The sequence below is a fragment of the Stenotrophomonas muris genome (assembly GCF_052751275.1).
Genome location: NZ_CP199879.1, coordinates 342,134 through 354,734, shown reverse-complemented (window position 1 = coordinate 354,734; position 12,601 = coordinate 342,134). Strand labels below are relative to the sequence as shown.

10 protein-coding genes are annotated in these 12,601 nt (G+C 68.7%); 2 read left to right on the top strand and 8 right to left on the bottom strand.

What is annotated here, in order from left to right; translation table 11 throughout:
• Positions 1-86: 86 nt before the first annotated feature.
• The 4 genes from ACUVWL_RS01495 to pilG are packed head-to-tail and all read right to left on the bottom strand — an operon-like array spanning position 87 to position 3,477.
• Entirely contained in the window at positions 87-2,123 is a 2,037-nt protein-coding gene (locus ACUVWL_RS01495) for a methyl-accepting chemotaxis protein (protein WP_014038185.1), read from the bottom strand.
• Positions 2,124-2,164: 41 nt separating this feature from the next.
• On the bottom strand, positions 2,165-2,695 hold the full coding sequence (locus ACUVWL_RS01490) for a chemotaxis protein CheW (protein ID WP_014648092.1): 531 nt from the start codon (positions 2,693-2,695) through the stop codon (positions 2,165-2,167).
• Positions 2,695-3,057: a response regulator gene (locus ACUVWL_RS01485; protein ID WP_445978767.1), complete on the bottom strand. Its 363-nt coding sequence runs from the start codon at positions 3,055-3,057 to the stop codon at positions 2,695-2,697. The genes ACUVWL_RS01490 and ACUVWL_RS01485 overlap by 1 nt, the downstream gene beginning before the upstream one ends.
• Positions 3,058-3,075: 18 nt before the next feature.
• Positions 3,076-3,477: a twitching motility response regulator PilG gene (gene pilG / locus ACUVWL_RS01480; RefSeq protein ID WP_005418455.1), complete on the bottom strand. Its 402-nt coding sequence runs from the start codon at positions 3,475-3,477 to the stop codon at positions 3,076-3,078.
• A 240-nt stretch (positions 3,478-3,717) separates the two neighbouring features.
• Between pilG and gshB the strand changes: the two genes are divergently transcribed.
• Positions 3,718-4,665, top strand: coding sequence for a glutathione synthase (gshB, locus tag ACUVWL_RS01475; protein ID WP_032959093.1), 948 nt, complete (start codon positions 3,718-3,720; stop codon positions 4,663-4,665).
• A complete protein-coding gene (locus ACUVWL_RS01470) occupies positions 4,665-5,549 on the top strand; it encodes an energy transducer TonB family protein (RefSeq protein ID WP_014648095.1) in 885 nt (294 codons plus the stop codon). The genes gshB and ACUVWL_RS01470 overlap by 1 nt, the downstream gene beginning before the upstream one ends.
• A 653-nt stretch (positions 5,550-6,202) precedes the next feature.
• Here ACUVWL_RS01470 and tsaB read toward each other — a convergent pair.
• The 4 genes from tsaB to mrcB all read right to left on the bottom strand — a co-directional run bounded on the left by tsaB (position 6,203) and on the right by mrcB (position 12,539).
• Positions 6,203-6,916, bottom strand: coding sequence for a tRNA (adenosine(37)-N6)-threonylcarbamoyltransferase complex dimerization subunit type 1 TsaB (tsaB, locus tag ACUVWL_RS01465; RefSeq protein WP_049440310.1), 714 nt, complete (start codon positions 6,914-6,916; stop codon positions 6,203-6,205).
• A gap of 9 nt (positions 6,917-6,925) precedes the next feature.
• Positions 6,926-8,974, bottom strand: coding sequence for an ATP-dependent DNA helicase (locus ACUVWL_RS01460; protein ID WP_111206956.1), 2,049 nt, complete (start codon positions 8,972-8,974; stop codon positions 6,926-6,928).
• 593 nt (positions 8,975-9,567) lie between these two features.
• Entirely contained in the window at positions 9,568-10,104 is a 537-nt protein-coding gene (locus ACUVWL_RS01455) for a hypothetical protein (protein ID WP_014648099.1), read from the bottom strand.
• The gene (gene mrcB / locus ACUVWL_RS01450) at positions 10,101-12,539 is read right to left on the bottom strand and encodes a penicillin-binding protein 1B (RefSeq protein ID WP_032958979.1); all 2,439 of its coding nucleotides are present in this window, start codon (positions 12,537-12,539) and stop codon (positions 10,101-10,103) included. The genes ACUVWL_RS01455 and mrcB overlap by 4 nt, the downstream gene beginning before the upstream one ends.
• Positions 12,540-12,601: the final 62 nt, after the last annotated feature.

The window sequence follows — 12,601 nt, the reverse complement described above, 5'->3', positions numbered from 1 at the left end:
CGCCGCCGCGCGGTGGCCGCGCGGATTCTGGCGTGGGGAATGGAAATGCTTCATCGACTGGTTCCTTGCTCGCCGCCCTGCCCGCGTCACGCCGGCAGCTTGAAGTCGGCGACCGAACGGCGCAGGTCCGCCGCCAGCTGCGCGAGGTGGCCGATCGACTCTGCGGTCTGCCCGGCACCCTGCGAGGTCTGGCCGGTGATCTGCCGGATCACGCCCATGGTGCGGGTGATGTCCGAGGCCGCGGCCGACTGCTGCTGGGCGGCGATGGAGATGTTCTTGATGAGGGTATTGAGGGCGTTGGACACGCGCTCGATCTCGGTCAGCGCGGTACCGGCGTCCTCGGCCAGGCGCGCACCGGACACCACTTCGGCCGTGGTCTGCTCCATCGAGGTGACCGCTTCGTTGGTATCGGCCTGAATGGCCTGGACCAGGTTTTCGATGCGTCGGGTCGCACCCGAGGTACGTTCTGCCAGGCGCTGCACTTCGTCGGCCACGACCGCGAAACCGCGGCCCGCTTCGCCCGCCGACGCCGCCTGCACCGCCGCGTTCAGCGCCAGGATGTTGGTCTGCTCGGAAATGTCATTGATCAGTTCCACGATCGAGCCGATTTCCTGCGACGACTCGCCCAGGCGCTTGATGCGCTTGGAGGTTTCCTGGATCTGGTCGCGGATCTGGTCCATGCCCTGGATGGTCTCGCGCACCACGCCGGCGCCTTCGGCGGCGATCACCACCGAGCGCTGTGCCACGTCGGCCGACTCGGCCGAGTTGCGCGACACCTGCTCGATGCTCGCTGCGATTTCACCGATGCGGTCCGAGGCGGAGGTGATCTGGTTGGCCTGGTGGCCCGCCGCCTCTGCCAGCTGCATCGCGGTGGCCTGGGTTTCCTGGGTGGACATCGCGACCTTGGCCGAGGTGTCGTTGATGGTGGTCACCAGGTGGCGCAGCTCGTCCACCGCATAGTTGATCGCGTCGGCGATCGCGCCGGTCATGTCCTCGGTCACCGAGGCCTTCACCGTCAGGTCACCCTCACCGAGCGAGGAGATTTCGTCCAGCAGCCGCATGATCGCCTGCTGGTTGCGGCTGTTGAATTCCACCTGGGTCTGGTAACGCAGTTCCTGCTCGCGCGAGCGGCTGCGCACGTTGGTGGAGACGAAGCCGATGATCGCGATCAGCGACAGCGCGCCGGACACCACGCCGATCCAGAAGTTGGGGAACAGGCGGGTGTCGGACACCGAGCCGAACGAGGAGAACGCATCGAACAGCTTGCGGCTGTCGTCCAGCATGTGGGCCGAGCCCTGGCCCAGCGCGGTCGCCGCCGACTGCGCCGCGAACAGCTGGCGCGAGCTGGCCAGGATCGCATCGGCGTCCTGCTTCATCGCTTCCCACTTCTGCTGCGACTGCTCCAGTGCGGCCACGGCGGCAGCACCGCGCACGGCGGTGATGCCCAGTTCCTCGTTGCCGTTGCGCAGGCCGTCGAGCACCTGCGAGAACACGGTGATGTCACGCGCCAGCGCATCCCCGGAGGTCGCTGCGGCGCTGCCACCGGCACGCATTTCGGTCACCCGACGGGCCATCGAACCGGCCACCACGACCTGCTGCAGTGCGCTGTACACCTGCGACGAGGGGGCGCCGGAGGCGGACATCGCGCGCACCAGCTCGTTCAGCTGGGCCTGCAGGCCCGGTACCGCGCCGGTGAAGTTGTTGGCATTGCCGGCCAGCGCCAGCACCGCCGGCTCGCTGGCCACCAGCTGCCCGGCCTGCTTGCCCAGCGGCGCCCAGGTTTCGCCCAGGGTGGCGATGGCGCCGGACACGCCCGGCTCCTTGCCATAGCGGCCCTGCAGCGTCGACACGTTCTGTTCGATCGCGTTGCGGGTGGCCTTGAAGGCGGTGAAGGCCTGGGCGTTGCCGCCGACCGCGTCACGTCCCTGGTTGGCCAGCTGCTGCGACAGCACCTGCAGGTCGGCGGCCTTGGAGCCGGCGTCGGCAAGGCGGCTGCCCTGCCAGGTGGCGACGCCGGTGTTGACGCCGAACAGGATCATCGATGCCAGCAGCAGGAACAGCCAGAGGTTGCTGCCGCCCAGCCGCAGCTTGCCGGTCTTGGTGGCGTCCGAAGCAGTACTCATCGTTCAACCTCGATCTTCAATGCAGGGGGCGATGCCCGGCCTCAGGCCGCGGCTTGCCGGAATTCAGGGGTGCGCGACAGCAGCGAGAGCGAGAACACGCCCCAGTCATGGCCGTCGGCATGGAAGGCACGGTCAACGAAATGGCCGTAGCGGCCTTCGGCCAACGTGCCTGCGTCGATCTGCTGGTCCAGCTCGAAGCTGCGCTGGCCGAACAGTTCATCGATGGTCAGTGCGACGTCGCCGCCAGCCTGGCGCATGATCAGCACGCGCTGGCCTTCCTGCTGCACGGTGCGCGTGCCTTCCAGGAAGTACTTCAGGTCGACCACCGGAAACAGGTTGCCACGCAGGTTGCCCACGCCCAGCAGCCAGGGCTGCGCGCAGGGCACCGGGGTCACCGGCGGCATCGGCACGATTTCCACCACTTCGCGGAAATCGGACACCAGCCGGCGCTGGCCGACGCGGTAACCGACGCCACGCCACAGGTCCTGGGCGAACTGCCGCCCGGGCAGCTGCACTGCATGGGCCAGGCTGCGTCGTTCGTAGGCTTCAAGGATGTCGAAGGGCGAGCGCATCAGGCCACCAGTTCGTTGATCCGCGCGATCAGTTCATCCTCGCGCGGCGGCTTGACGATGTAATCGGCTGCGCCCTGGCGCAGGCCCCAGGCCTTGTCGGTTTCCATCGCCTTGGTGCTGACGATGATCACCGGGATGTGCTTGATCGCCGCATCGCGGGCCATCGCCCGGGTGGCCTGGAACCCGCTCATGCCGGGCAGGACCACGTCCATCAGCACCAGCTGCGGCACCTGGTCGCGGACCAGCTGCAGGCCATTCTCGGCGTTGTCCGCTTCCAGCACCTCGTGGCCGGCACGGCGCAGCCACTGGGTGAACACCGCGCGGTCGGTCGGTGAATCCTCGATCAGGACGATACGAGCCATTGTGCCTTTCCCCCCTGGTCAGGCGTTGACGTATGTGCGGATGGCACCCAGCAGTTCTTCGCGCGTGAAAGGCTTGGTCAGGTATTGCTCCGAGCCGACGATGCGCCCCCGCGCCTTGTCGAACAGACCATCCTTGGACGACAGCATGATCACCGGGGTCGCCTTGAACAGCTGGTTGCCCTTGATCAGCGCACAGGTCTGGTAGCCATCCAGGCGCGGCATCATGATGTCGACGAAGATGATCTGCGGCTGCTGGTCTGCGATCTTGGCAAGCGCTTCGAAGCCGTCGGTGGCGGTGACCACCTCGCAGCCTTCGCGCTTGAGCAGCGTTTCCGCAGTCCTGCGGATGGTCTTCGAATCATCGATGACCATCACCCGGAGTCCTGCGAGTTCCCCGCCCGCAGTCGTGTTTTCAGTCATTGCCTATCCCCAAGCGCACGGCCCAATCTCTGGCGGGAGCCGCTGCGAAAGCGTATCTATATCGCACTTCCCGCGCCCGCTTCAAGGCCGGCCTGCCGCGCAGGGGGTAGCACCGGGCTGAACGTGACCGGGTTCGCAATGACTGCGCTGCCGGCAGGCGGACGCTGCGTTGCGCTACGGCGGGGAGGCACACGGCCGGCGTTGCCGCTACCATCAACGCCTTGCCTGACAGGTGCGCCCATGCCGTTGAACGTCATCGTGGTGATGGACCCCATCGCCCACATCAAGATCGCCAAGGACACCACCTTCGCCATGTTGCTGGAAGCCCAGCGCCGTGGCCATGCCCTGCACTACGTGCGGCCCGGCGGGCTGGCCCTGGAAGGTGGCGTGGCGGTGGCCCAGACCGCACCGCTGCAGGTGCGCGACGACCCAGCCGGCTGGTATGAGCTGGGCGCGTTCAGCCGTACCGCGTTCGGTCCCGGCCAGATCGTGCTGATGCGCAAGGACCCGCCCGTCGACGCCGAGTACATCTACGACACGCAGGTGCTGGACGTGGCTGCCGCTGCCGGCGCCTGCGTGGTCAACAACCCGCAGGGCCTGCGCGACTACAACGAGAAGCTGGCCGCCCTGCTGTTCCCGCAGTGCTGCCCGCCGACCCTGGTCAGCCGCGATGCCAAGGCATTGAAGGCCTTCGCGCTGGAGCACGGCCAGGCCGTGCTGAAGCCGCTGGATGGGATGGGCGGCCGCTCGATCTTCCGCAGCGGCCAGGGCGATCCGAACCTGAACGTGATCCTGGAAACCCTGACCGACGGCGGCCGCAAGCTGGCGCTGGCCCAGAAGTTCATTCCCGACATCACGGCCGGCGACAAGCGCATCCTGCTGGTCGACGGCGAACCGGTCGACTACTGCCTGGCGCGCATTCCCCAGGGTGACGAGTTCCGCGGCAACCTGGCGGCTGGCGGCCGTGGCGAAGGGCGCCCGCTGAGCGAGCGTGACCGCTGGATCGCCGGCCAGGTTGGCCCGGAGATGAAGCGCCGTGGCATGCGCTTCGTCGGCCTGGACGTGATCGGCGATTACCTGACCGAGGTCAACGTGACCAGCCCGACCTGCGTGCGCGAGCTCGACGCGCAGTACGGCCTGAACATCGCCGGCACCCTGTTCGACGCGCTCGAGGCCGGCCTGCGCTGATGGCGGCCGCACCTGCCGTCCTGCCCCCGCCGGCGCGCGAAGCGCAACGGCTGGGCGCGACCATCGCGCTGTCGATCGTGGTCCACGCCCTGCTGATCCTGGGCGTGGGTTTTGCGGTGAAAGGCGACGCACCACTGGTGCCGACGCTGGAGGTGATCTTCAGCCAGACCCGCACCGCACTGACCCCGAAGCAGGCCGATTTCCTTGCCGCCGCCAGCCAGGAAGGTGGCGGCGAGCACGACCGTGCGCAGCGCCCGCGCGACAACCAGGCCGGCATCGTTCCGCAGGCCCAGGCGGGGCTGAGCCCGGTGCCGCAACAGCAGCAATCGGCCGCGCCGGCGCCCCCGCCGCAGGCGCGGGTGGTCAGCAGCCGCAACGGCGAAGAGGCAGTGGCCCAGGCGCAGGCGCGCCCGACACCGGAGCAGCCGGAACCGGATGCACCGCTGACGGCACGCGAGCAGCGTGATGCCGAGATGGCACGGCTGGCGGCCGAGGTGCATCTGCGCTCGGCGCAGTACGCCAAGCGCCCGAACCGCAAGTTCGTGTCGGCCAGCACGCGCGAATATGCCTACGCCAATTACCTGCGCGCCTGGGTCGACCGCGCCGAGCGCGTCGGCAACCTGAATTACCCGGACGAGGCCCGGCAGCGCCGGCTCGGCGGCCAGGTGGTGATCAGCGTGGGCGTGCGCCGCGATGGCAGCGTGGAAAGCAGCCGGATCCTGCGTTCAAGCGGGACGCCGTTGCTGGATGAGGCGGCGCTGCGGGTGGTGCAGCTTGCGCAGCCATTCCCGCCGCTGCCGAAGACCGAGGACGAGATCGACATCCTGCAGGTCACCCGCACCTGGGTGTTCCTGCCGGGTGGCACCCTGCACGACGACCGGTAGGGGTTTGTTGCCCGGGCCTGCGGCCCGGGACCCGCTGGAAGGCTGGAGCAACGGCAACAGCAACAGCGGCGGTTGGGATATTGGGTTTGGCGGGGCGGTATGGGCTTGCAGGAAACGCCGTAAACCCGTCCCTGGGGGCTCGATGGCGCCTTGCTCGTGTGCGCTGTCCTGCGCACGCGGCAAGACCGGGGTTGAGCGTCCTGCCCAACCCGCCCGAGGCGTGCCTCGGGCCCATGGCGCCAACGGTGCTGCAAGCCCATACCGCCCCGCCTCTGACAGATCCCGACGCATCATTGCTGTTGGTAGGTGTCGACCTTGGTCGACACACATCCACGCTACGCGTGGATGCGAGCGAAGCGATCCGCTGTTGACTTTGATTTTCTTTTGATTTTCCGTGGCGGACGCACACGGAAACTGTCAGAGGTCGGGCGGGGTGGGTTCGCGGGGGTGTCCGCGGCATGGATGCCGCGGCCAAGCCCCCATGGGTGAGGGCGCTTTGCTTGCGAAGCACTGCTTCGCAAGCGCCCGAAGGCACAGCCGCCAGCGGCTGGGCCGGACCGCGGAGCGGGGTTTACGGCGTCCCCCGCGAACCCACCCCGCCCGGCCAAGCGCGGCTTTGGTTTATGCGATCAACCAACCCCGCCACGAGGGGCTCAGCCGTTGGCCTTCGCCTTCGCCTCGCGCGCGGCCTGCTGCTCGACCAGGGTCAGTGCCACGTTGTCGCGCAGGTAGGCCGGCTCGACCTTCTCCGGTGCAATGGCTTCGCCGCGCGCGAACGCCGGCACCGCCAGTGCGAGCACGTCCGACGCACGCGGCAATGCCGTGGCGTCGAATCCGCGCAGGCCAGTACCGAGCTGCGCGACCAGCGCACCCTCGGCTGCGGCGAACCCGGTACCGACACCGTAGGCCGACAGCCCTTCCGGCAGCGCCACCGCTGCCGGCGCGCAGACGCGCTCGGCATCGCGCGCGACCGGCAGGCCGTCCACGCGCTCGAAGCGGGCGACGTAGAGTTCGCCCATCCGCGCATCGATGGCCGACAGGATCTGCGTTTCTTCCGCCGGTGCGCGCAGCGCCAATACCTGCAGCGTCGAGACCGGCAGCAGCGGGCGGTCCAGTGCCAGTGCGATGCCCTGGGCAATGGCAATCGCCAGGCGCACGCCCGTGAACGCACCCGGACCGCGACTGAGGGCGATGCCATCAAGCTGGCGACGGCTGATGCCGGCGTCGGCCAGCAGCGCCTCGGCCCACGGCAGGCTCAACTCGGCGTGCCGGCGCGGGGCGATCTCGAAGCGTTCCAGGACCTGCCCATCGACATGCAGGGCAACGGAACAGGCTTCGGTGGCGGTTTCAAAGGCAAGCAGTTTCATTGGATCAGGTCAGAACAAGGGGAACGTGGCACCGGGAGCAGGCTCCGGGCCCGCCGCAACGGCGGCCGGGGCAGCCGCATCATCGGCCACGGGCAGCCATTGTGGCCTAAAGAAGGCCTGCACATCGGCCAGGCTGCGGGTGCGCCGGAACGGCGGCAGCGACTCAAGAAAGACCCGGCCATAGCCACGGTTGAGCAGGCGCGGATCGCACAGGACCAGCACGCCCCGGTCGCTTTCGCTGCGGATCAGGCGGCCAACGCCCTGCTTCAGGGCGATCACCGCCTGCGGCAGCTGCTCGTCGCGGAACGGGTTGCCCCCCTGGCTGCGGATCGCCTCCAGCCGCGCCTCGTATACCGGGTCATCCGGTGCCGCGAACGGCAGCTTGTCGATCATCACCACGCTCAGCGCTTCGCCGACCACGTCCACGCCCTCGCGGAAACTGGCCGAGCCCAGCAGCACGCCATTGCCCGATTCGCGGAAACGCTGCAGCAGCGCCGCGCGTGGCGCCTCGCCCTGCACGAACAACGGCCACGGCCCGTCGCGCAGTGCCTCGGCGGCCTCGCGCAATGCACGGTGCGAGGCGAACAACAGGAACGCCCTGCCCTGCGAGGCCTGCAACACCGGCCGCAAGGTCTGGATCAGCGCGGTGCCAAACCCGCGCGCCGCCGGATCGGGCAGGCCTTCGGGCAGGTAGCACAACGCCTGCTCGGGCCAGTTGAACGGGCTCGGCTGGACCAGCGTGTGCGGATCGTCCAGGCCCAGGCGCGTGGCGATGTGGTCGAAGCCACCGCCCACGGTCAGCGTGGCCGAGGTGAAGATCCATGCCGCGCGGCTGCGCTCGCGATGCTCGCGCAGCGGGCCGGACACATCCATCGGCGTGCGCTGGCAGCGGAAACCACGCGGGGTGAGCTCATACCAGAGCACATCGGCGGCACGGGGGGTCTCCGCCGGATCGGTATCGAAATCGAGGGTGGGCTCATCATCGCCCAGCCAGCGCTGCAGCCGCGACACCGCCTCGCGTGCCCGCGCATGACAGGCATCCAGACCCGCCGCCGCCTCGCGCAGCGGTTGCAGTGCCTGCTCCAGCGTCACCAGACCGGCCATCACCGTATCGAATCCATCGCGCACCTGTGGCATCGCCAGCGCACGCCACTGCGTACCCCGTGGCGGCAGCCCCTCCATCGCCGAGCGCAGCGCCAGCAACGCCTGCTGCAACTGGTCGACCGGTTCCTGCAGGGCCGACTGCGCGCCGCCTACGCCGCGCGCCTCGGCCAGGCAGTCGCGGCCGAGTTCCTGCCACGGGCGCATGCCGAAGCCTTCGCCGAAAAACTGCGCGGCCAACTCGGGCAGCTGATGCGCCTCGTCGATGACAAAGGCCTGCGCCCCCGGCAGCAACTCACCGAAGCCGTCCTGTTTCAGTGCCAGGTCGGCCAGCAGCAGGTGGTGGTTGACCACCACCACGTCGGCAGCCTGCGCACGTTGGCGCGCGCGCACCACGAAGCAGTCTTCCCAGAACGGGCAATCGGTACCCAGGCAGTTGTCGACCGTGGAAGTGACCATCGGCAGAAGCGGCGAGTCATCGGCCAGGCCTTCCAGTTCGGCGATGTCACCGAACTCCGAACGGCCGGACCAGGCCAGGATGCGCTGGAACTGCGCAGCCTGCTCCGGGCTGGAAAAACGCGGTTCGCCCCGCGCCTGCTGCAGGCGGTAGCGGCACAGGTAATTCGCGCGTCCCTTCAGCAGCGCGCTGCGCAGGCCAACGCCCAGTGCCTGGCGCACGCGCGGCAGATCGCGGTGGTAGAGCTGGTCCTGCAACGCGCGGGTACCGGTGGAGATGATGGTGCGCAGCCCGGACAGCAGCACCGGCACCAGATAGGCGAAGGTCTTGCCGGTGCCTGTACCGGCCTCGGCCAGCAGCAGGTCGCGCTGCTGCAGCGCTTCGGCGATGGCGTCGGTCAGGTGCAGCTGTGCCGGACGCGGGACAAAGGCATCCAGATGCGAGGCGAGCGCGCCGCCTTCGCTGAGGGCTTCGCGGCTGGCATGGACAAGGTCGGACATCAGAGGGAGAGGATACCCGGCCGGGCGCTGCCCGGCACCCGTTTCAAGCCAGGGCAACAGCAACAGCGGTGTTCATGGCTCTGGATTTTTACGTACTGGGCAGGCCGGGAGGGGCAGGCAGGACACGCCGTAAACCCATCCATGGGGGCTCGATGGCGCCATCCATGGCGCCAACGGTCCTGCCTGCCCCTCCCGCCCCACCCTCGACAGTTTCCCAGTGACGGATGCACGCGCGGCGTCGCGTCGAGCTTGCTCGACTGCCCTTTCAGAAGCGGTGGGTGGAACGGAAACAAGAAGGGGTCGGATCCGTTTTCCTGCGGAAAACGGATCCGACCCCACAACGAGTGCGCGCAGCGCGCGACCCGCTTTTGATTTTCTTTTTCTTTTCCGTGGCTGGACGCACACGGAAACTGTCAGAGGTTGGGCGGGGTGGGTTCGCGGGGGTGTCCGCGGCATGGATGCCGCGGCCAAGCCCCCAGGGACGGGTTCACGGCGTCCCCCGCGAACCCACCCCGCCCGGCCAAGCGCGGCTTTTGCTTCTGGCTTCAGCGACCAACCCACAGCCACGAGGGGCTGTGCCGTTGGCTGAAAACTCAGTACCGCTTGATCCCCGGCACCGTGCAGCCCTCAATCTGCGCATGCGCCGACACCGCATTCTCCTTCTCGCCCCGCGCCAGGCGCGACTGCTCGATCGTCGCCCAATGCCGGCGGCACAGCGGCCCGGTCTTCGAGCCCAGATCCACCGCCTTGCGCGCGAACGTCTCCGCCTGCGCCCACTGGCCCTGCAGCAGCGCCAGTTCGGCACGTTCCTGCAGCACTGCCGGGTCACCCGCCACGATCTCCAGCGCGTGGTCCAGGCTGCTGGCCGCGCCGGCCAGGTCGTTCGCCTGGCGTTGTGCCAGTGCAGTCACCCGCAGATCTTCCACCTGCGAATCACGCAGCGGCTGTACCGACAATTCCTTGTCGTCCGGACCCGCTGCAGCATCCACCGCAGCCAGGCGCTGCGCCGGCGTGGTGGTATCGACCGGCTTGACCACCGGTGGTGCGCTGCTCACGCAGGCGGCCAGGGCCAGGCTGAGGCCGGTCAGGGCCAGGGGCTGCAGCAGGGATCGCATGTTCATCGGCATCATCGGCTCGGGGGAGGAGTGGCGGCGGCAGGTGCCGCGGCAGGTTCGGCAGGCGCTTCCGGCTTGCGGTCCAGGCCGAACCAGCTGCGCCAGCCACCGCCCTCGCCGTCGGCCTCGCCCTGCCCCTCCGGCGACGCGGCCGGCGCGCACGGCGCATAGGCAGGCGCATAGCCCACCACGAACGGGAAACGACGCGCGCCGGGGCAGCCTTCATCGGTGCTGTTGAGGCCGGTGGGGGCCACCGACTGCCAGTCCAGGCCCTTGTTGCTGACCCGCAGCGGCGCGCTCGGCAGGCGCTGGAAGATGCCCGACCAGACCCGCATCGCGCCGGTGGCGCCATACAGGCCGGCCTGCGCGTTCTGGTCGTTGCCGATCCAGATCACTGCCAGGTGATCACCGGTGTAGCCGGCATACCAGCTGTCACGGCCATCGTTGGTGGTGCCGGTCTTGCCGGCGGGCTGCAGGCGGCCGAGGCCATCGGCATTGAGCCGCTGCGCGGTACCGCTGGCGACCACCTGCTGCAGGCCGACACTGATCAGGTTGGCGGCAATCGAGTCGCCTTCCTGCGCCGGTGCCGGGGTCTTGTCGTACCGCTTGAGCAGCTTGCCCTGCGGATCGAGCACGCCACGCACCGCGTGCAGCGGCTGGATCTCGCCGCCGGACGCCAGGAACTGGTACAGCTGCGCCATCGCGTACGGGCTCTGGTCGGTCGAGCCGAGGATCACCGCCGGGTTGGCGTCAGCCTTGATGCCGGCCAGGACATGGATCAGCTGGGTCACGCGCTCCGGGCCGACCTGCATGCCCACGCGCACCGTGGCCTGGTTGTAGGAATGCGCCAGTGCGTCGATCAGGCGCACCGTGCCGTGGCTGCGGTTGTCCGCGTTGCCGGGACTCCAGTTGCGGCCGCGGCCGAGCTGCACCGTCACCGGCGAATCATCCACCCAGCTGGCCAGCGAGTAACGGTCCGGCTGCGCCAGGGCCAGCAGGTAGACGAACGGCTTGAGCAGCGAACCGACCGGACGCTGCGCCTCGATCGCGCGGTTGAAGCCGACCTCGGACACCTCGCGGCTGCCGATCACCGCCAGCACGTCGCCGTTGTGCACGTCGGTCAGCACCATGCCGGCCTGCAGCTCGGGGCGGCGCTTGCTTTCCAGCGACTTGATGGTGCGGGTCACCGCGCCTTCGGCATAGGCCTGCGCGGACGGCGACATGCCGGTCATCACGCTCAGGCCCGCGCCCTGCAGCGCCGATTCCGGATAGTCATGGCCGAGCTGGCGGCGGACCAGGTCAACGTAGGCCGGGAAGCGGTTGGCTGCCACCAGGCCCGGCGTCTTGGGCACGCCCAGCGGTGCCTTCAGCGCGCGCTGGTACTCGGCATCGTCGATCAGCGTGGCCTCATGCAGCTTGCCCAGCACGAAGTTGCGGCGATCCAGCGCGCGCTCCGGGTTGCGCCGCGGGTCGTAGAAGGACGGCCCCTTGACCAGGCCGATCAGCAGTGCGATCTGCTCGGTCTCCAGCGACTGCAGGTCACGGCCGAACCAGAACTCGGCGCCGGAGGACATGCCATGGATCGCCTGGCTGCCGCGCTGGCCCAGGTACACCTGGTTGAGATAGGCCTCGAAGATGGTGCGCTTGTCATAACGCGCTTCCATGATCAGTGCGTACAGCACCTCATTGAACTTGCGGGTGACCGTCTGCTCCTTGCCGATGCCGAGCAGGCCGCTGCGGGCCAGCTGCTGGGTCAGCGTCGAAGCGCCCTGGCGGCTCTGGCCACCGGAACGGATCGTCACCCACACCGCGCGCGCGATGCCGGACAGGTCGATGCCGTGGTGGCGGTTGAAGTCCTTGTCCTCCACCGCCTGCAGGCCAGTCACCAGCAGGTCCGGCGCCTCGTCCATGCGGATCAGGCGGCGCTCTTCCTGCTTCTGGCCGTACAGGGTGGCGATGCGCGCCGGATCCAGCCGCGCGGCCTTCAGCGCCTTGCGGTTGTCGGCGTCGCGCAGCGAGGCCACGCCGCCATCGGCCAGCGACAGCTCCACCCGGCGCGGGGCCACCCGGCCGTCAACGTCGTTGAAGCCGCGGCTGGAGATGACGAAGCGCCCGCCGTTCACCGCATAGGTGGCCGGCTCCTTGCCCTGCCCGTCATCGCGGTAGGCAGAGGCGGCCAGCTCGGTCTTCAGCGTAGACGCATCCATCGCCTTGCCGGGGGTGAGCACCAGCGGGCGCGCGTACACGCGCGTCGGGATCTGCCAGCGCAGTTCACCGAAACGCTGGGTCACCTGTTGGTTCAGGTACAGCGTATAGGGAATGAGGAAACCCAATCCCAACGCGACCGCAGCCATGCTCCAGGTGATCAGCCGGCGCCGCCACAGCGGACCGTTGTCCTGCTGGTCGTCGTCGGAATCGTCGATGTCGTCGGAATCGTAGCGTCGGGGCACGGGAATGCGAGAATGTAGGGTCTGGCGAGTCTACCCCAGCCGCTGCGGCTGGCGAATTCTCC